Annotated in this window: 18 protein-coding genes and 2 riboswitches; of the genes, 12 read left to right on the top strand and 6 right to left on the bottom strand. The window is 64.9% G+C overall.

From position 1 onward, the window contains the following. Positions 1–233: 233 nt before the first annotated feature. From HAP41_RS31960 to HAP41_RS32000, 9 genes are all read left to right on the top strand, one after another. Positions 234–1,364: a M20/M25/M40 family metallo-hydrolase gene (locus HAP41_RS31960; RefSeq protein WP_166091847.1), complete on the top strand. Its 1,131-nt coding sequence runs from the start codon at positions 234–236 to the stop codon at positions 1,362–1,364. Positions 1,365–1,459: 95 nt separating this feature from the next. Then, positions 1,460–1,563: riboswitch (glycine riboswitch) on the top strand. Positions 1,564–1,566: 3 nt separating this feature from the next. Beyond that, positions 1,567–1,681, top strand: a riboswitch (glycine riboswitch). A 67-nt stretch (positions 1,682–1,748) separates the two neighbouring features. Continuing rightward, positions 1,749–3,050 (top strand): D-amino acid dehydrogenase, encoded by a 1,302-nt coding sequence (locus HAP41_RS31965; protein WP_166091840.1) that lies wholly within the window; start codon positions 1,749–1,751, stop codon positions 3,048–3,050. 181 nt (positions 3,051–3,231) lie between these two features. Next, positions 3,232–4,173: an ABC transporter permease gene (locus HAP41_RS31970; RefSeq protein WP_014494267.1), complete on the top strand. Its 942-nt coding sequence runs from the start codon at positions 3,232–3,234 to the stop codon at positions 4,171–4,173. A 20-nt stretch (positions 4,174–4,193) separates the two neighbouring features. Further along, positions 4,194–5,081, top strand: a complete 888-nt coding sequence (locus HAP41_RS31975) for an ABC transporter permease (RefSeq protein ID WP_028150021.1) — start codon at positions 4,194–4,196, stop codon at positions 5,079–5,081. Between the two features lie 14 nt (positions 5,082–5,095). After that, positions 5,096–6,745 carry an ABC transporter ATP-binding protein gene (locus HAP41_RS31980; RefSeq protein ID WP_166091801.1) on the top strand — a complete coding sequence of 550 codons (1,650 nt, stop codon included), beginning with the start codon at positions 5,096–5,098 and terminating at the stop codon, positions 6,743–6,745. Positions 6,746–6,958: 213 nt separating this feature from the next. Then, positions 6,959–8,461 (top strand): M81 family metallopeptidase, encoded by a 1,503-nt coding sequence (locus tag HAP41_RS31985; protein ID WP_166091798.1) that lies wholly within the window; start codon positions 6,959–6,961, stop codon positions 8,459–8,461. Between the two features lie 13 nt (positions 8,462–8,474). Further along, the gene (locus HAP41_RS31990) at positions 8,475–9,638 is read left to right on the top strand and encodes a M20 aminoacylase family protein (protein ID WP_166091792.1); all 1,164 of its coding nucleotides are present in this window, start codon (positions 8,475–8,477) and stop codon (positions 9,636–9,638) included. 2 nt (positions 9,639–9,640) lie between these two features. After that, the gene (locus HAP41_RS31995; protein ID WP_166091790.1) at positions 9,641–11,062 is read left to right on the top strand and encodes an amidase; all 1,422 of its coding nucleotides are present in this window, start codon (positions 9,641–9,643) and stop codon (positions 11,060–11,062) included. Positions 11,063–11,200: 138 nt separating this feature from the next. Beyond that, positions 11,201–12,091 (top strand): crotonase/enoyl-CoA hydratase family protein, encoded by an 891-nt coding sequence (locus tag HAP41_RS32000; protein WP_166091785.1) that lies wholly within the window; start codon positions 11,201–11,203, stop codon positions 12,089–12,091. A gap of 106 nt (positions 12,092–12,197) precedes the next feature. Here HAP41_RS32000 and HAP41_RS32005 read toward each other — a convergent pair whose 3' ends face one another. The 3 genes from HAP41_RS32005 to HAP41_RS32015 all read right to left on the bottom strand — a co-directional run bounded on the left by HAP41_RS32005 (position 12,198) and on the right by HAP41_RS32015 (position 14,656). Next, positions 12,198–13,175 (bottom strand): NADPH:quinone oxidoreductase family protein, encoded by a 978-nt coding sequence (locus HAP41_RS32005; protein ID WP_166091776.1) that lies wholly within the window; start codon positions 13,173–13,175, stop codon positions 12,198–12,200. Then, positions 13,175–13,783, bottom strand: coding sequence for a 2-hydroxychromene-2-carboxylate isomerase (locus HAP41_RS32010; RefSeq protein ID WP_166091767.1), 609 nt, complete (start codon positions 13,781–13,783; stop codon positions 13,175–13,177). The genes HAP41_RS32005 and HAP41_RS32010 overlap by 1 nt, the downstream gene beginning before the upstream one ends. A gap of 171 nt (positions 13,784–13,954) precedes the next feature. Next, positions 13,955–14,656 carry a glutathione S-transferase N-terminal domain-containing protein gene (locus HAP41_RS32015; protein WP_166091762.1) on the bottom strand — a complete coding sequence of 234 codons (702 nt, stop codon included), beginning with the start codon at positions 14,654–14,656 and terminating at the stop codon, positions 13,955–13,957. A gap of 110 nt (positions 14,657–14,766) precedes the next feature. Here HAP41_RS32015 and HAP41_RS32020 point away from each other — a divergent pair, with 110 nt between their 5' ends. Together HAP41_RS32020 and HAP41_RS32025 are read left to right on the top strand one after the other, a co-directional pair. Continuing rightward, a complete protein-coding gene (locus HAP41_RS32020) occupies positions 14,767–15,789 on the top strand; it encodes a methionine synthase (RefSeq protein WP_135216896.1) in 1,023 nt (340 codons plus the stop codon). Beyond that, positions 15,789–16,019: a hypothetical protein gene (locus HAP41_RS32025; RefSeq protein ID WP_063982454.1), complete on the top strand. Its 231-nt coding sequence runs from the start codon at positions 15,789–15,791 to the stop codon at positions 16,017–16,019. Before HAP41_RS32020 ends, HAP41_RS32025 begins: the two co-directional genes overlap by 1 nt. A gap of 39 nt (positions 16,020–16,058) precedes the next feature. Here the strand turns inward: HAP41_RS32025 and HAP41_RS32030 are convergent, their stop codons facing one another. From HAP41_RS32030 to HAP41_RS32040, 3 genes are all read right to left on the bottom strand, one after another. Further along, complete coding sequence (locus HAP41_RS32030) at positions 16,059–16,679, bottom strand: hypothetical protein (RefSeq protein ID WP_166091745.1); 621 nt, start codon at positions 16,677–16,679, stop codon at positions 16,059–16,061. Positions 16,680–16,819: 140 nt separating this feature from the next. Beyond that, the gene (gene gpt / locus HAP41_RS32035; RefSeq protein ID WP_166091737.1) at positions 16,820–17,347 is read right to left on the bottom strand and encodes a xanthine phosphoribosyltransferase; all 528 of its coding nucleotides are present in this window, start codon (positions 17,345–17,347) and stop codon (positions 16,820–16,822) included. Between the two features lie 28 nt (positions 17,348–17,375). Then, complete coding sequence (locus HAP41_RS32040) at positions 17,376–18,113, bottom strand: competence/damage-inducible protein A (RefSeq protein ID WP_166091725.1); 738 nt, start codon at positions 18,111–18,113, stop codon at positions 17,376–17,378. A 277-nt stretch (positions 18,114–18,390) separates the two neighbouring features. Between HAP41_RS32040 and HAP41_RS32045 the strand changes: the two genes are divergently transcribed. Beyond that, positions 18,391–19,809 carry a circularly permuted type 2 ATP-grasp protein gene (locus HAP41_RS32045; protein ID WP_166091721.1) on the top strand — a complete coding sequence of 473 codons (1,419 nt, stop codon included), beginning with the start codon at positions 18,391–18,393 and terminating at the stop codon, positions 19,807–19,809. The last annotated feature ends 2 nt before the right edge of the window (positions 19,810–19,811 follow it).

The following is a 19,811-nucleotide window of genomic DNA, read 5'->3' on the forward strand; positions in this document are numbered from 1 at the left end:
AGGTTATTGGTTGAGCATTCGGTTCGTTCTTTAGGCGAACTAACCTCATGCGATGCCTTTGTCTTTCGAGACTTGCAGACAGTGCTGAGCGCGTCAATCCGGTTTCGCTGCAGCCCCAAGCGGCGCGCTCACGGGCTCCACAAAGATCGGTTTGGCTCTACAACGCTTTCCGCCAGTCCCGTCCGCGCCAATGCAATGCGCGTTCCATCTTTCGAAGCTTGAGAGACATTAAGATGAATCCAGCCAATCTTCCCTTCGATTCCGAGGCGATGCTCGAGGGCCTGCGCACCTGGGTAGAATGCGAGAGCCCGACCTGGGACGCGGGTGCCGTCAACCGCATGCTCGATATCGCAGCGCGGGATATGGCGATCATGGGTGCGACGATCGAACGCATCGGCGGCCGACAGGGCTTTGGCGGCGTGATCCGCGCGCGCTTCCCGCATCCGAAACAGGGCGAGCCGGGCATCCTGATCGCCGGCCACATGGATACCGTCCACCCGCTCGGCACCATCGAGAAGCTGAAATGGCGGCGCGACGGCAACAAGTGCTACGGCCCCGGCATCTACGACATGAAGGGCGGCAACTATCTCTCGCTGGAAGCGATCCGGCAGCTGGCACGTGCGTCCTTCACCACGCCGCTGCCGATCACCGTGCTGTTTACGCCCGACGAGGAAGTCGGCACGCCCTCGACGCGGGACCTCATTGAGGCGGAGGCTGCGCGCAACAAATATGTGCTGGTGCCCGAACCGGGCCGCGCCGACAACGGTGTCACCACCGGACGTTACGCCATCGCGCGGTTCAATCTGGAAGCGACGGGCCGGCCGAGCCATGCCGGCGCGACATTGTCGGCCGGACGCTCGGCGATCCGCGAGATGGCGCGGCAGATCCTCGCCATCGACGCGATGACGACGGAGGATTGCACTTTCTCGGTTGGCGTCGTGCATGGCGGACAATGGGTCAATTGCGTTGCCACGACCGCCACCGGCGAGGCGCTGTCCATGGCCAAGCGCCAGGCCGATCTCGACCGCGGCGTCGAGCGGATGCTGGCGCTGTCGGGCACGTCCAATGATGTCACGTTCAAGGTGACGCGCGGCGTCACGCGCCCCGTATGGGAGCCCGATGCCGGCACCATGGCGCTTTATGAGAAGGCGCGCGGCATCGCCAAATCGCTCGGCACTGAGCTGCCGCATGCGAGCTCCGGCGGCGGCTCCGACGGCAACTTTACCGGCGCGATGGGCATCCCGACGCTCGACGGCCTCGGCGTGCGCGGCGGCAACGGCCACACGCTGGAAGAATTCATCGAGGTCGAGAGCTTGGTTGAACGCGGGCGCCTGATGGCGGGCTTGCTGGCGACCCTGGAGTAAATTGAATCAACTTCGCACTGCACAATGCGTTGGCAGTCGCGGTTTAAATTTAGCCTTGTCTAAAAATGAGGCGCATCGTACTGCTCGATTGTCCACGCGACGATGCGGGAGAGATCGCAACGAGAGTTCAGGCTTTCGTTGCGGCGCCGACGGAGCAACCGCCCCGGAAACTCTCAGGCAAAAGGACCGTATCGTCAGGACGATCTGGAGAGAGGCGGCACGGCCAATGTGGTCGTGACGTCCACCGAAGGGGATAGTCCGGAGCTGACCTCGCCGAGGTCCGCGCCGGATCAAGCTCTCAGGTAACCGTGACAGATGGGGCGCCGCCAACGGCCTTTGGCCGGCGGTTAGCCGACTCTAACTCACGGGAGCCCCGAACCTGCCATGACCCATATCGCCATCATCGGCGCCGGCATCACCGGCGTAACGACTGCCTATGCCCTGCTCGAACGCGGATACAAGGTGACGGTGCTCGACAAGCACCGCTACGCCGCGATGGAGACCTCCTTCGCCAATGGCGGACAGCTCTCCGCCAGCAATGCCGAAGTGTGGAACAGCACCGCAACGATCCTGAAAGGCCTGCGCTGGATGTTCCGGCGCGATGCGCCGCTGCTGATGAACCCGCGGCCGAACTGGCACAAATATTCGTGGATGAGCGAGTTCGTCGCCAATATCGGCAACTACCGCGCCAACACGGTCCAGACCACGCGGCTCGCGATCGAAGCCCGCAAGCATCTGTTCGAGATCGCGGAGCGCGAAGGCATCGACTTCGATCTCGAACGCCGCGGCATCCTGCACATCTATCACGACAAGAAGGGTTTTGGATCCGGCCTGCAGGTCAATGCGCTGCTGAAGGAAGGCGGGCTCGATCGCCGCCCGGTGACGCCGGAGGAGATCCGCGCCATCGAGCCGACGCTGCGCAAGGACTATTTTGGCGGCTTCTACACGCCGTCGGATGCGACCGGCGATATCCACAAGTTCACGCGCGGACTTGCGGAAGCCTGCAAGCGGCGCGGCGCGACCTTTATCCATGAAGCCAACATCGATTCCATTGCCCAGGCAGGTGGCGGCTTTGTCATCGGCTGGGCTGATCTTTCGGCCAGTGATGCTGTCGCATCCGCGCGCAGCATGCTGAAGGCTGATGGCGTCGTGGTCTGCGCCGGTGTGGCCAGCCGCCACTTCGCCGCACTCCTCGACGAGCGCGTCAACGTCTATCCGGTGAAGGGCTATTCGATCACCGTTCAGCTCGACACTGCCGCAAGCCGCAATGCGACGCCGACCGTGAGCCTGCTCGACGAAGCCGCAAAAATCGTCACCAGCCGGCTGGGCGCCGATCGCTTCCGCGTCGCGGGTACCGCCGAATTCAACGACTTCAACCGCGACATCCGCGCCGACCGCGTGCAGCCGCTGGTCGACTGGGTGCGCAGCAACTTCCCCGGCGTCGAAACGTCCAAGGTCGTGCCCTGGGCCGGGCTGCGGCCGATGATGCCGAACATGATGCCGGTGGTGCGCGCAGGACGGATGCCGGGCGTGTTCTTCAACACCGGCCACGGCCATCTCGGCTGGACCTTGTCGGCCGCGACCGCGCAGATGATTGCCGGGACCATCGACGGCTGGCGCGGGCTCAACGCACCGCCGACTGCACCCTCACTCAGGGTTGAGCGCGAGTTCCGCCATGCATCCTGAGTGGCCGATATCGGAGGCTCGGCGGCCTCTTGCGACCGCCCTGCCCTTGGCACACAATTTGCCCCGAAAGGTCGGCTTCTCCGGCCGGCTTTCCAGCCCGAGTGACAGGCGTGCATGATAGACAGAACCGATTCCACGGGGGCCTCCCGGCCCCGCAAGTTCCGCAGCCGGAGATAGGTGCATGCTAGGTTATCTCATTCGCCGCGTTCTGGCCGCGGTGCCCGTGATGGGCGTCGTCGCGCTGTTCGTCTTCCTGCTGCTGCGGCTGACGCCGGGCGATCCCGCCGCCATTCTCGCCGGCGATAACGCGACGCCGGAACGGCTGGAACGCATCCGCGACTCGCTCGGCCTCAACGAGCCGCTCATCGTGCAATTCATCACCTGGGTGAACAAGCTGCTGCACGGCGATCTCGGGACGTCGCTGATCTCCAACCTGCCAGTCATGAAGATGATCAGCCAGCGCGTCGAACCGTCGATCTCGATCGCGCTCTCGACAATCATTCTCGCCGTCATCGTCGCCGTGCCCCTGGGCGTCATCGCGGCGTGGAAGCACGGCACCTGGATCGACCGTTTCGTGATGGGCCTCTCCGTGCTCGGCTTCTCCGTACCGGTGTTCGTGGTCGGCTATCTCCTGATCGAGGTCTTCGCGATCGACCTGCGCTGGGTGCCGGTGCAGGGCTTCCGCAGCATCTTCAACGGCTTTGGACCGTTCTTCGAGCGCATCATCCTGCCGACCTGCGCGCTCTCCTTCATCTACATCGCGCTGATCGCGCGCATGACGCGTGCGGCGATGCTCGACGTGCTCGGTGAGGACTACGTCCGCACCGCCCGCGCCAAGGGCATCAACGAGGTCGCCGTGATGATGCGCCATGCGCTGCGCAACGCCGCGGTGCCCGTCATCACCGTGATCGGCACCGGCTTTGCGCTACTGATCTCCGGCGTCGTCGTCACCGAGAGCGTGTTCAACATCCCCGGCATCGGCCGCCTCACGGTGGACGCGGTGCTGGCGCGCGACTACCCAGTCATCCAGGCGATGATCCTGCTGACGTCGCTGATCTATGTCGTCGTCAATCTCCTGATCGACGTCGCCTACACGCTGCTCGATCCCCGGATCCGGTACTAGGGCTAAGGATAGCAACAAAAATGTCCGTCGATAGCCTTCCCCAGTCGTCCATTCCGATCACGTCGCCGCTGCGGCCGCGTTTCGGATTCCTCACCTCGACGCCGATCATCGCGGCGGCCACGATCTTGCTCGCGCTGATCGTGCTGGTCTCGATCCTGGCGCCGCTGATCGCGCCGCACGATCCGGTCCAGCTTGCGCCCTCGCAGCGGCTGAAGCCGGCCTCGGCGCAGTTCCTGCTCGGCACCGACGCCTATGGCCGTGACCTCTTGTCGCGCGTCATCTATGGCGGCCGCATCTCGCTCCTGATCGGCATCGGCTCGGCGATCCTGTCGATCGTCATCGGCCTTGCGATCGGCCTCGTCTCCGGCTTCTTCAAGCTGGTCGATGCCGTCCTGATGCGCGTCATGGACGGCCTCATGGCGATGCCGAGCATCCTGCTCGCGATCGCCGTGGTGTCGCTGTCCGGCGCCAGCATCTGGACCGTGCTGGTCGCGATCACCATCCCCGAGATACCGCGCGTGGCGCGCCTGGTGCGCTCGGTCGTGCTGTCCGCGCGTGAGGAGCCCTATGTGGAAGCCGCGATCTCGGTCGGCTCCAGTCTGCCGAAGATCATGTGGCGACATTTGATGCCCAACACGATCGCACCACTGATCGTCCAGGGCACCTATGTCTGCGCCTCCGCGATCCTGACCGAAGCCATCCTCTCCTTCCTCGGCGCCGGCATCTCCCCGGAGACGCCGACCTGGGGCAACATCATGGCCGAGGGCCGCCAGTATTTTCAGCTCAAGCCGACGCTGATCTTCTGGCCGGGCCTGCTGCTCTCGATCGCCATCCTCAGCATCAATTTGATCGGCGACGCTGCCCGCGACGCCCTCGATCCCCGCATGAAGCAGCGGGAGGGCAAGTGATGACGGATCAAGTGATGACCAACCCAGTTCTCGACATCAACAACCTCGTCGTCTCCATCGGCAAGAAGCCGAAGGGCGCAAACATCATCGACGGGATCTCGATCCAGGTGCATAAGGGCGAGACACTGTGTCTCGTCGGCGAAAGCGGCTCGGGCAAGTCGGTGACCTCGCTCACCACGATGGGCCTGCTGCCGAAGGGCACGCTGGTTCCAACCGGCGGCAGCGTCAAGCTCGTCGGCGAAGAGATTCTCACCGCGACCGATCGCCGCCTGCGCCAGCTCCGCGCGACGCAGATGGCGATGATCTTCCAGGAGCCGATGACCGCGCTCAATCCGGTGGTGCCGGTCGGCCGCCAGATCGACGAGGTCCTGCGCGCCCACACCGATCTCGACGCAAAGGCGCGGAAGAAGCGCATCCTCGACATGATGGAGCAGGTCCGCCTGCCCCAGATCGAGCGCATCTTCGCCTCCTATCCGCATCGCCTCTCCGGCGGCCAGCGCCAGCGCATCATGATCGCGATGGCGCTGGTGCTGGAGCCGAAGCTGCTGATCGCCGACGAGCCGACCACCGCGCTCGACGTCACCACGCAGAAGCAGATCCTGACGCTGATCCGCGACCTCCAGCGCGATCACGGCACCGCCGTCCTGTTCATCACCCACGACATGGGCGTGGTCGCCGAGATCGCCGACCGCGTCGCCGTGATGCGGCAGGGCCGGCTGGTCGAGACCGGTCCGCTCGAGACCGTGCTGCGCAACCCGACCATGGAGTACACTCGAAATTTGCTTTCTGCGGTGCCGAGCTTGGTGCCGCGCGCGGCACGGCCCGAGACCAAGGAGCCGGTGGTGCTGGAGGCCAACGAGCTCGGCAAGATCTATAAGGAGCGCGCCTTCTTCGGCAAAGGCCGCGAGGTCGTCGCCGCCGACAAGGTCACGCTGACGCTGCGCAAGGGCCGCACGCTCGGCATCGTCGGCGAGAGCGGCTCGGGCAAGTCCACCGTCGCGCGGTGCATCGTCCGCCTGATCGATCCGACCTCCGGCGGTGTGCGCCTTGCCGGCCGCGAGATCGCTGACATCTCGCGCCGCCTGCTCCAGCCGCATCGGCAGAAGATCCAGATCGTGTTCCAGGATCCCTATCGCTCGCTCAACCCGCGCATTACCGTCGGCGAGAGCATCGCGGAAGGCCCGATCAATTACGGCACCTCGCATGCCGATGCGATGAAGCGGGCGCGCGAACTGCTCGAGCTCGTCGGCCTGCCCGCGGACGCAGTGACGCGCTATCCGCACCAATTCTCCGGCGGCCAGCGCCAGCGCATCGCCATTGCGCGTGCGCTCGCGCTCGACCCCGACGTGCTGGTCGCGGACGAAGCGGTCTCGGCACTCGACGTCTCGGTTCAGGCGCAGGTGCTGGAACTGCTCGACGAGATCCAAAACCGGCTCGGCATCGCCATCCTGTTCATCACCCACGATCTGCGCGTCGCAGCCCAGATCTGCGACGAGGTCGTGGTGATGCAGCACGGCCGTGTCGTCGAACAGGGCCTTGCCGCCGAGGTGCTGACGCATCCGAAGGAAGCCTACACCAGGGCGCTGCTGGAGGCCGCACCGGGCCGCGGCTGGGATTTTGCGAACTTCAGGCCGGTGTCGGAAGGCGTCGCGGCGCCGGCTTAGGTTTGTCCACTCGTCATTGCGAGCGGAGCGAAGCAATCCAGAGTCCCTCTGCGGAGACGGTCTGGATTGCTTCGCTTCGCTCGCAATGACGGGTAGCGACCATCATCATTCGAAAATGACTTAAAGCCATGCGCGGCGGCATGGGCTCCTCGCTTGCCCCCGCCTCGAAGCCAAGGCTAACGTCGCGCACTTTCAAACGCTGGACCAGAATTAATGACACGTATCGCCGTCGGCGGCTTCCTGCACGAGACCAACACGTTCGCCCCGACGAAGGCGACTTTCGCGGACTTCCAGCATGGCGGCGGCTGGCCGGCCATGACGGTAGGCGCCGACGTGAAGGTGATGCGCCGTATCAATGTCGGTCTCGCCGGCTTCGTCGACAGCGCCGAAGCGAATGGCTGGAACCTCATTCCGACGATCGCCTGCGGCGCAAGTCCGTCGGCGCATGTCACCAGGGACGCCTTCGAGCGTATCGTGAAGGTGATGGTCGACGGTATCGCCGCCGCCGGCCCGCTCGATGCGGTCTATCTCGATCTGCATGGCGCGATGGTGACCGAGCATCTCGACGACGGCGAAGGCGAGATTTTAGCGCGCGTGCGCCGCGTCATCGGCAAGGACGTTCCGCTCGTTGCCAGCCTCGACCTGCACGCCAACGTCACGCCCGAGATGATGGAACACGCGGATGCGCTGATCGCCTACCGCACCTATCCGCATGTCGACATGGCCGAGACCGGCCGCGCCTCCGCAAGGCACCTCGCCTTGCTGTTGAAGACCAAGCAGCGCTTTGCAAAGTCGTTTCGCCAATTGCCGTTCCTGATCGCGATCAGCTGGCAATGCACCAATGACTTTCCCACCAAGGGCATCTACGAAGAACTGGCCGCGCTGGAGAGCGACGCCGTTCCGACGCTGTCCTTCGCGCCCGGCTTCCCCGCCGCCGACTTCCGCGACTGCGGCCCGAGCGTGTTCGCCTATGGCAAGACGCAGGCCGATGCCGACCGCGCGGCCGATGCGACCGTCAAACTGATCGAAAGCCACGAGGACGATTTCGACGGCAAGATCTGGTCGCCCGACGACGGCGTGCGCCATGCGATGGAGCTCGCCAAGAGCGCGAGCAAGCCGATCATCATCGCCGATACCCAGGATAATCCGGGCGCCGGCGGCGATTCCGACACCACCGGCATGCTGCGCGCGCTGGTGCGCAACAAGGCGAGCGCCGCGACCGGCGCGATCTACGACCCGATCTCGGCCAAGGCCGCGCATGCGGCCGGCGTCGGCGCCACCGTGACGCTGTCGCTCGGCGGCAAATCCGGCATTCCCGGCGACGAGCCCTATCGCGAGACCTTCATTGTCGAAAAGCTCTCCGACGGCCGCTTCATCGCGCCCGGCCCCTACTACGGTGGCCGCGAGATGGAGATGGGTCCCTCCGCGTGCCTGCGCATCGGTGACGTCCGCGTCGTCGTCTCCTCGCACAAGGCACAGCTCGCCGATCAGGCGATGTACCGCTATGTCGGCATCGAGCCGACCGCGCAGAAGATTCTGGTCAACAAGAGCTCGGTGCACTTCCGCGCCGATTTCGAGCCGATCGCGGAAAAGCTGATGATCTGCGCCGCGCCCGGCGCGATGCCGGCCGACACAGCCACCCTGCCCTGGACGCGTCTGCGGCCGGGCATCCGCATCAAGCCGAACGGCCCCGTTTTCACGCCCCCATCACGCTAACCGGACAGGACACATGCCCACGATCGACCGCATCGACGGCTTTGCCGACGAACTCACTGCTATCAGGCGCGACCTCCACGCCCATCCCGAGATCGGCTTCGAGGAAGTGCGCACCTCCGGCATCGTCGCCGACAAGCTGAAGAGCTGGGGCATCGAGGTGCACCGCGGTCTCGGCGGCACCGGCGTGATCGGCGTGATCAAGGGCAATGGTTCGGGCAGCAAGCGCATCGGCCTGCGCGCCGACATGGACGCACTGCCGATGGAAGAGAACACCAATCTGAAATGGAGTTCGAAAATCCCCGGCCGCTTCCACGGCTGCGGCCATGACGGCCACACCACCATGCTGCTCGGCACCGCGCGCTACCTCGCCGAGACCAGGAATTTCGACGGCACCGTGCACCTGATCTTCCAGCCGGCCGAGGAAGGCCTTGGTGGCGCTCGCGCGATGATCAAGGACGGCCTGTTCGAGAAGTTTCCCTGCGACGAGCTTTACGGCCTGCACAACGCGCCCGACCTCAACCTCGGCGAAATCGCGATCCTGCCCGGCCCGGCGATGGCCAGCGCCGACTTCTTCGACCTGCGCATCACCGGCTACGGCGCGCATGGCGCGATGCCCGAACGCTCCAAGGACGCGGTGATCATCGCGACCACGCTGGCGCAGGCGATCCAGACCATCGTCAGCCGCAACGTCGAGCCGCTGCAGGCCGCCGTCATCTCGATCACGCAGATTCACGCCGGTTCCGCCTACAACGTCATCCCCGGCGAGGCGCATCTCTGCGGCACCATCCGCACCTTCTCGGATGAAGTCCGCGCCCTGATCGCCGAACGCATCCGCACGATCTGCGCCGGCATCGCGAGCGCCTATCAGTGCGTGATCGAAGCCGACATCCGCGACACCTTCGGCGTGCTGGTCAACCAGGTCGAGCAGTCCAAGGTGGTCGAGGAGGTCGCGCGCACCGTCGTCAACCCCGCCAACGTGATCACCCGCGCCCAGCCGAAGATGGGCAGCGAGGATTTCGCCGACATGCTGCAAACCATTCCCGGCGCCTATTTCTGGATCGGCCACGACGGCTCGGTGCCCGTGCACAATCCCGGCTTTGTGCTCGACGACAAGATCCTGCCGATCGGCGCCAGCATGTTCGCCCGGATCATCGAAACGCGCATGCCGGTAGGTTAGCAATGCACAAGAAGAGCGTCGAAGAGGCCGTCACCTCGCTGCACGATCTCTCCGCGGTCGATCTGATCGCGGGCTATCGGGCCAAGCAATTCTCGCCGAGCGAGGTGCTGGAGGACGTGCTTGCGCACGTCGTTGCGTGGGAACCGCATCTCAAGGCGCTCTACGCGTTCGATCCCGACAGCGCGCGCGAGGCCGCGAAGGCCTCGACCGCGCGCTGGAGCGGGGGCGAACCTTCCGGCGCGCTCGACGGCGTGCCTGTGACGGTGAAGGACAACATCGCGACCAAGGGCGTGCCCGTCCCGCTCGGCGCTGCGAGCGTGAAGCTCGTGCCGGCCGAGAAGGACGCCCCGCCCGCTGCGCGACTGCGCGAGGCCGGTGCGATCATCTTCGCGAAGACCACCATGCCCGATTACGGCATGCTGTCCTCGGGACTCTCCAGCTTCCACGCGCTGGCGCGCAATCCCTGGGACCTCTCCAAGAATCCCGGCGGCTCCAGCGCGGGCGCAGGCGCCGCGGCTGCGGCCGGCTATGGCCCCTTGCATCTCGGCACCGATATCGGAGGCTCGGTCCGCCTGCCTGCGGGCTGGTGCGGCCTCGTCGGCCTGAAACCGAGTTTTGGCCGCGTGCCGATCGACCCGACCTATGTCGGCCGTGTCGCCGGTCCCATGACCCGCACGGTCGACGATTGCGCGCTGATGATGAGCGTGATTGCAAAGCCCGACCGGCGCGACGGCATGAGCCTGCCCGCCGAGCCTCTCAACTGGAAGGGACTGGAGAAATCCCCGCGCAAACTGCGCATCGGCCTGATGCTCGATGCCGGCGTCGGCCTGCCGGCAGAGAGGCCGGTCCGCGATGTCGCGGTGAAAGCCGCAAAGGCGTTCGAATCCGCAGGTAGCGTCGTCACCGAAGTCGACGGCATTCTGACCCGCGAGATGCTCGACGGCCTCGACAATTTCTGGCGCGCGCGGATGTGGGACGATCTGGCCAAGCTGACGCCGCCCGAACAGGCAAAGGTGCTGCCCTACATCTTCAAATGGGGCGCATCCGGCGCAAAGCTCTCGGGTGTGGATGTCATCCGCGGATTCAACCAGACCATGGCGATCCGGGCGGCCGCTTCAAAACTATTCTGCGAGCTCGACTATGTGATCTCGCCGACCGCGCCGAACGTGAACTATCCGGCGGAATGGGCCTCGCCCACCAACGATCCGATGCGGCCGTTCGAGCACATCTGCTATGCCGTGCCGTGGAATATGTCGGAGAACCCTGCTGTCTCCCTCAACGGCGGTTTCGACGCCAACGGCTTTCCCATCGGCGTGCAGATTGTCGGCCGCCGCTTCGACGATATCGGCGTGCTCGGCATGGCCAAGGCTTTCGAGGGCTTGCGCGGTGCACAGAAGCCCTGGCCGAGCCCGCCGGCAAAGTAAGCATTCCGTCATGGCCGGGCTTGTCCCGGCCATCCACGTTCTTCTACTGCTCGCATGCCCAGTCCGCGCAAGACGGACAACGGCGACCATGCGTCTCGTCTCATTGAGATCGCACTTAAGATGAGGAAGGAAACCACCATGGCGTATGAGACCATCAAATACGAGGTCGCCGAGCAGATCCTCACCATCACGCTGAACCGACCCGACAAGCTCAACGCCTTCAACGCGCAGATGCAGGCCGAGCTGATCGACGCGTTCGACGCCGCCGACAAGGACGACGACGTCCGCGCCATCATCGTCACCGGCGCGGGCCGCGGCTTTTGCGCAGGCGCCGATCTTTCCTCGGGTGCGGATACCTTCGATCGCGATGCGCGGCGCGGGCCGGTGAAGCGTTTCGCGGACGGCAAGGTCGATTACAGCGATCCGCAGGTGCGCGACGGCGGCGGCCAGGTGACCTTGCGCATCTTCAAGTGCCTGAAGCCCGTCATCGCCGCGGTGAACGGCCCTGCCGTCGGCATCGGCGTCACCATGCAACTGGCGATGGACATCCGCATCGCCTCGGATGCCGCGCGCTTCGGCTTCGTGTTCTCCCAGCGTGGCATCGTGCCGGAGGCCGCCTCGAGCTGGTTCCTGCCGCGCATCGTCGGCATCTCGCAGGCGCTGGAATGGTGCTATTCCGGCCGCGTCTTCCCGGCCCAGGAAGCGCTCGCCGGTCGCCTCGTCAGCAAGGTCGTAGCCCCCGATGATCTCTTGCCGATCGCCCGTGCGCTCGCCAAGGAATTCGCCGCCAAGACCGCGCCGGTGTCGGTCGCCCTGATCCGTCAGATGATGTGGCGCATGATGGGCGCCGACGATCCCATGGAAGCTCACAAGGTCGACAGCCGTGGCATCTATACGCGCGGCCGCTCGGACGACGTTAGGGAAGGCGTGGTGTCATTCCTGGAGAAGCGTCCGGCGCAGTTCAAGAACAAGGTGTCGAGCGATATGCCGGATTATTTTCCGTGGTGGAGCGAGCGGGAGTACAAGTAGAGGGATCGTAGGGTGGGCAAAGCGGAGCGTGCCCACCACTCTGATTTCGGTGAGTGATAAATGGTGGGCACGGCGCAAGAGCGCCTTTGCCCACCCTACGGCACCGTCAATCCATCACCAGCGCCACCCGCCCGATCGCCTTGCGGTCGATCAACAGCCGCATCGCTTTAGCATAATCCTGCAGCGGCAGGCGGTGCGAGATATTCGGGCGCAGCTTGCCCTCCTCCGCCCATTGCAGCAGCGCCTTGAGCCGCACCTCGCCGAGCGCGGGATTCTTCCGTACCGCCTCACCCGCACGCACGCCGAGCACGCTGGCGCCCTTGATCAGCAGCAGGTTGGTCTTCGCCGAGCCGATGCCACCGGTAAAGCCGATCACCAGCAACCGCGCGCCCCAGGCGATGCAGCGCATCGAGTTCTCGAACACCTCGCCGCCGACGGGATCGAACACGACGTCTGCGCCACGGCCGTCGGTGATGCGCTTGACGGCATCGCGAAACGGCTCCCGATCGTAGCGCACGAGATGGTCGGCGCCGCGCGATTTCGCAATCGCGAGCTTCTCGTCGCTGGAGGCGGTCGCGATCACGGTCGCACCCAGCATCTTGCCGATCTCGACCGCGGCAAGCCCCACGCCGCCGCCGGCGCCGTGCACCAGCAACACCTCGCCCGGCATGACCCGGCCGCGATCGATCAGCGCGTGATAGGCGGTGCCGTGGCCGGCCAGATAGGTCGCACCTTCCGCGTAGTCGAACGTCGACGGCATCGGCGTTAGCTGCGTCGGCGTCACCACCGCTTCGTCGGTGAAGGCGCCATGGCGCATCTTGACGATGACCTTGTCGCCGACGGACACGCCGCTTGCCTCTGCGCCCACCTCGGTGACGTCGCCGGCGGCCTCCATGCCGGGCGTGAACGGCAGCTCCGGCTTGAGCTGATATTCACCGGCCGCCATCAGCACGTCCGGAAAGTTCAATCCGGCGGCGCGGATCGCAACGCGCACCTCACCCGGATTGACGGCGCGCGACGGAAATTCCTCGAGCCGCAACGTCTCGGGCGCGCCGAGTTCGCGGCAGACGACAGCCCGCACCATCAGGCCGCACTCGCCTTGCTGCGTTCAAGCGCCTCGCGGATCAGCGGCAGGCGGTCGTTGCCGAAGTACATGTCGGTCTTGCCCACGAAGATCGTCGGTGAGCCGAAGCCACCGCGTGCCACGACCTCTTCCGTGTTGGCCTTGAGCTGGTCCTTGATTGCCTGCTCGGAGATGCCGGCAAAGAACTTCTGCTCGTCGACACCGACCTTCCTGCAGATCTCGGCGAGCACGGCGTCCTGCGAGATGTCCTTGTCGCCGCCCCAATAGGTCTCGAACACGGTAGTGGCGAACGGCACCATGTCTTTCCCCAGCCAGATGCAGCCGCGCATGACCTTCACGCTGTTCACCGGAAACACCGTCGGCGGCATCTTGATCGCGAGGCCGGCCGAGCGCGACCAGTCGGCGAGGTCTTTTTTCATGTAGCGCGCCTTCAGCGGCACCGGCGTCTCGCGCTGCGCGTAGACGCTCGGATTGACCGTGTTGAAGATGCCGCCAACCAGGATCGGCCGCCAGATGATCTCGGCCCCCAGCTCCTTTGCCAGCGGCTGGATGTTGTGGAAGGCGAGGTAGGTCCAGGGGCTGGAACAGTCGAAGAAGAATTCGATCATGGCGTTTCCTTTGCGTCTTGTTTGTCGTGCTCTATCCCCGTCATTGCGAGCGACTTGTCCGCCATAGCTCGAAGAGCGACGGCGGAAGCGAAGCAATCCAGAATCTTTCCGCGGAACCAGTCTGGATTGCTTCGTCGCTTCGCTCCTCGCAATGACGATGGGGCGAGCAGCCTACTTCTTTCCCAGCACTTCCCTGGCACGCTGGCCGAACATGATCTTGCGTGATTCCTCGTCGAACGGCTCCTTCACGAACTTGCCGATCGCAAGCCCCGCCTGCACCGGCGGCCTTGCGCGCACCTCGGCGTACCAGCGTTTCACGTGCGGATAGTCGTCGAGCGTAAAGCCCTGCGCCTTGTGGGTCATGGCCCAGGGGAAGCAGGCGATGTCCGCGACGGAATAGTCGCCGGCGACATAGGCGCCGGTCCTGGCCAACTGCCGGTCGAGCACGCCATAGAGCCGCGCGGCCTCGTCGCGGTAACGCTCAATCGCATAAGGGATCTTTTCCGCCGCATACAGCGCGAAATGGCCGTGCTGGCCGAGCATCGGCCCGAGGCCCGCCATCTGCCACATCACCCACTGAATGGTCGTCGAGCGGCCGCGCAGATCGCTGGCCAGAAAGCGGCCGGTCTTTTCCGCGAGGTAAATCAGGATCGCACCGGTCTCGAACGCCGAGAACGGCGCACCACCGTCGGCGGGTGCGTGGTCGACGATCGCGGGAATGCGATTGTTCGGGGAGACCGCCAGAAATTCGGGGCCGAACTGCTCCCCGGCGCGGATATTGACGGGCTTCACGTCATAGGGGAGCCCGAGTTCCTCCAGCATGATCGAGATTTTCCAGCCGTTCGGCGTCGGCGCATAATAGAGGTCGATCATCGCCCTTCCCTGTCGTCGCCAATGGAATAGAGAGCGACTTTTGTTGTTCTGTACCTTGACGTTAAGACATGGCAGGAAGGGGCGCAACGCAACCTGCCGGGAGAGCCGCCATGCTGTTTCCAACCACGATCGCCGGCTCCTTGCCGAAACCCGAATGGCTTGCCGAGCCCAACATGCTGTGGGCACCCTGGAAGTCGCAAGGCGACGAGCTTCTCCGCGCCAAGCGCGACGCGACGATGCTTGCCGTCAAGGTCCAGGAGGATGCCGGCATCGACATCGTCACCGAGGGCGAGCAGGCCCGCCAGCATTTCGTGCACGGCTTCCTCGAGAAGATCGATGGCATCGATTTCGCCCACAAGGTCGAGATGGGCATCCGCAAGGACCGCTACAAGGCGATGGTGCCCCAGGTGGTCGCGCCGCTTCAGCTCAAGGGTCGTGTTCATGCCGACGAGGCGCGCGTAGCGCGCACGCACACGAAGAAGAAGCTGAAGTTCACCCTGCCCGGCCCGATGACCATCATCGACACGATTGCGGACCGCTACTACGGTGATCGCGTCAAGATGGCCTTTGCCTTCGCCGATCTCCTCAACGAGGAAGCCAAGGCATTGCAGGCCGACGGCGTCGATCTCGTGCAGTTCGACGAGCCCGCCTTCAACGTCTACATGGACGAGGTCAACGACTGGGGCATCAAGGCGCTGGAGCGTGCCGCGCAGGGGCTGACCTGCGCCACCGCCGTGCACATCTGCTACGGCTACGGCATCAAGGCCAACACCGACTGGAAGGAGACGCTCGGCGCGCAGTGGCGGCAGTACGAGCAGATCTTTCCGGCAATCGACGCGAGCCCGATCCAGCAGGTCGCGATCGAGTGCCGCAATTCGAAGGTGCCGCTCGACCTGCTCGCGCTGCTCAAGACCAAGATCGTGCAGGCCGGCGTGATCGACGTCGCCAGCGACACGGTGGAGACGGCCGAGGACGTCGTGCAGGTGATCGACGCGGTGTCGAAGTTCGTGCCCAAGAGCAACATCATCGCCACCACCAATTGCGGCATGGCGCCGATGCGGCGGGAGATCGCCGAGGCCAAGCTGATGGCGCTCGGCGCCGGTGCCGCGCTGGCGCGCGAGAAGCTGGGGTGATGGTGCTCCGAACGGCACTCGTCGTCACGGCTCTTGCGGGGATCACATTCGCTGCGCGCGCGGAGGATCGCTCCGTGCTGCTGAATTGCAAGGCCATGGTCGAGCGTGCGTCAAAGGATACGGGTACGGCAACCGAGGCCGAGCTCACCCGCTGCCGCCAGATCATGCGCGAATGGGCGCTGCGCGATGCGCGGACGACGGTGGATGAGCAAGGGCGGCCGCTGAAATAGCCACACGCTCGCTGCGTTCCCTCCCCCTTGCGGGGACGGTCAGGCGCGGTGCGCGCTGGGGTGCAATGTGACCTCATAGCCGGCGCTCATCGCGCGCAGCGTCGATGGCGGGGTCAGCAACTGCGCGTCGTCAAGCTCTCGCGCGCCTTCAACATAACCCGCCGTCGACCACAGCAGCGCCCCGCCCTGCATCAGCAGAAAGCTTTCCTCGCCCTGCTGCAGCATCGCGCCGTCTGGAAGCTGCTCGAGCGGCACCAGCAGCGCGTGAAGCCGCTTCTTGCCGTGATCGAGCCGCTCGTGGTGCAGCACCGTGTCGATATCGTGCATGCGGACATCACGGACGCGGTTGCCCTTCTCCCATGCAGCCCGGAAGCGATTGGCATCGTCGCGGCGGCAGTAGAAGCAGGGGCGATGGCCGGCGGCGAGCGCGGTGGCCTCGTCGAGGAAGAACAGCTCGGTCCAGCTATGCGTCGTCATCACCTCGCGACGGCGGCCGCGGAATTCGCAAACACAGGTGAGCCAGGCCGGCGACGACCACCGCTTCTTGAGCAGCGTCCTGGTCGCGGGATCATGGATGATGCCGCGATTGCCGGTGAACAGGCCACGGTGCGGCGTGGCGATGATGTCGCCGGTCGGCGTGACACGGTTTTGCAGGGGCATGGCCACCTCCACCTGTCATTGCGAGCGAAGCGAGGCAATCCAGAAATGCGTCTGCGGAAATCGTCTGGCTTGCTTCGTCGCTTCCGCCTTCGCTCTTCGAGCTACGGAGGACAAGTCGCTCCTCGCAATGACGGCGATCGTCAAGCCGCGCCGTCGCGCAGCGGCGGGTGGTAGGACAGCGCGGTGTCCCAGGGGAAGAAGATCCAGGTGTCCTGCGAGACTTCCGTGATGAAGGTGTCGACCAGCGGGCGTCCCTTCGGCTTGGCGTAGACGGTGGCGAAATGCGCATCGGGCAGCATGTCGCGCACCAGCCTGCCGGTCTTGCCGGTGTCGACGAGGTCATCGACGATCAGAAGTCCCTTGCCGGTGCCGCCGCCGAGCTTCATCGCCGCCTCGGAAATCCCCTTGAGGACCTGGAGCTCGCCCTGCTTGTCGTGGTCGTAGCTGGCGATGCAGACCGTATCGATGATGCGGACGCCGAGCTCGCGCGCCACGATCGCGGCCGGCACCAGCCCGCCGCGGGTGATTGCGATCACCGCATGGAAGGGGCCGACCTCGTTGAGCCGCCAGGTCAGCGCCCGGCAATCCCGGTGGAATTGGTCCCACGAAACCGGGAAGGCCTTGCCGGCCCGCTCCTGCACACTCAGTTCCGGTGCTTCACCAGCCATCGTCGTCTCCTGCTTCGTCTGCCGGCAGCTACCGGGTGATGTTCAATCCCGCCAGCATTTCCTTCACCGCCGCCATCGCCGCTGCCAACTTGTCCGCGTCGCGCGAGCGCACCACCAGATTGGTGTTCGGCTTCTGATCTTCGTCCATGAACGGATAGCTGCCGATGATGGTGTCGGGATGGGCGGCGGCGATCGCGCGCAACGGGCTGCCGATGTCGCCCTCCCGCGCATTGGCGCGGACCGATTCGGACAGCATGCGCACGCCCGACTTCAGCTTGGGCGAGACGATGTCCATCATGGCCTGCATGATCGAGGGCACGCCGGCCATCACGATGACGTTGCCGATCTTGAAGCCGGGGGCGAGGATGGTCGCGCTCTGGATCAGCTCGGCGCCATCGGGGATGCGGGCCATGCGCAGGCGGGCCTCGTTGAGGTCCTGCTCGCTCCAGCGCTCGCGGAAGCGGGCGACGACCTCCGGATGGTGGTCGATGCCGACGCCGAACGCCTTGGCGACGCTGTCGGCGGTGATGTCGTCATGGGTTGGCCCGATGCCGCCGGTGGTGAAGACATAGGCGTAGCGATGCCGCAGTGCATCCAACGCCGCGATGATGTCGTCCTCGTCGTCGGAGACGACCCGGACTTCCTTCAGGTCGATGCCGATATTGGTCAGGTATTCGGCGATGAAGCCGATATTCTTGTCCTTGGTGCGGCCGGACAGGATTTCATCCCCGATGACCAGAATGCCCGCCGTGACGATGTCGCTCATACCTTAAGTCCCTCACCTGTCGGCCCGACTTTGCCGAGGTAACGCGTTGAAGTCACGCGGTTTTGCTGCCGAAATAAGCAGTCCTCAGCCATTTTTTGAGGCACCCTCCCGGCTGTCCCCGGCAAATGCCACAACTCCATGCTTATCGCGCTGGCCCAGCCCTTGCTACCTCCTCAGAGTCATGCACTCTTGCCGCATGGCCAGGACGTTGCGGTCTTCACCAAGGCCTGACGACCTGTCGAATGGCGCAATGCCTTGCGGAGACAAGTCGGGATCTATGGCAGTCGCGTTTGATGAAATGAACATTCCCGGCGGGGACCTTCGCCCCGCCTATCAGGAGCTGGCGCGCTGGCTCAAGGAGACGCCTCCCGAGGCGCTCGAATATCGCCGCCAGGAGGCCGAGCTTCTGTTCCGCCGCATCGGCATCACCTTTGCCGTCTATGGCGATTCCGAGTCCACCGAGCGCCTGATCCCCTTCGACGTGATCCCGCGAATCATGTCCGGTAAGGAATGGGCGCTGCTGGAGAAGGGCCTGAAGCAGCGCGTGCGCGCGCTCAACATGTTCCTGCGCGACATCTATCACGGCCGCGACATCCTGCGCGCCGAGGTCGTGCCCGACGACCTGATCTTCCAGAACCCGGTGTTCCGCCCCGAGATGAACGGCCAGCAGGTGCCGCACGACGTCTACGTGCACATCGCCGGCATCGACATCGTCCGGGTCGATGCCGAGGACTTCATCGTGCTGGAGGACAATGCCCGTACGCCGTCGGGTGTGTCCTACATGCTGGAAAACCGCGAGATCATGATGCGGTTGTTTCCGGACCTGTTCGCCCGCCACAGGGTGGCGCCAGTCGAACGCTATCCGGACGAGCTGCTTTCCGCCCTGCGTTCGGTGGCGCCGCAAGGCGCCTCCGGCGAGCCGACGGTCGCCCTGCTCACGCCCGGCGTCTACAACTCGGCCTACTACGAGCACTCCTTCCTTGCCGACAAGCTCGGCATCGAACTGATCGAAGGCCGCGACCTCATCGTCAAGAACAACGAAGTGTTCATGCGGACGACCGAGGGGGTGAAGCGGATCGACGTGATCTATCGCCGCGTCGACGACGATTTCATCGACCCCCTCACCTTCCGCCCCGACTCCGTGCTCGGCGTGCCCGGGCTGATGTCGGCCTATGCGGCCGGCAACATCACGCTCGCCAACGCGGTCGGCACCGGCATCGCCGACGACAAGGCGATCTACTCCTACATGCCGGACATCGTGAAATTCTATCTCGGCGAGGAGCCGATCCTGAAGAACGTGCCGACCTGGCGTTGCCGCGAGCCGAAGGACCTTGCCTATGTGCTCGACAATCTCGGCGAGCTCGTCGTGAAGGAGGTCCACGGCTCCGGCGGCTACGGCATGCTGATCGGCCCCGCCGCGACGAAAGCGACGATCGAGGCCTTCCGCGAAAAGCTCAAGCGCGAGCCGGAAGGTTTTATCGCGCAGCCGACGCTGGCGCTCTCGACCTGCCCGACCTGTACGGCAAGCGGCCTCGCGCCACGCCACGTTGACCTGCGCCCCTTCGTGCTCACCGGCAGCAAGAGCACCACGATCGCGCCCGGCGGGCTGACACGGGTCGCGCTCAAGGAAGGCTCCCTGGTGGTGAATTCGAGCCAGGGCGGCGGCACCAAAGACACCTGGATCCTGGACGAGTAGTC

This window comes from Bradyrhizobium barranii subsp. apii (genome assembly GCF_011516635.5).
Taxonomy (GTDB): domain Bacteria; phylum Pseudomonadota; class Alphaproteobacteria; order Rhizobiales; family Xanthobacteraceae; genus Bradyrhizobium; species Bradyrhizobium barranii.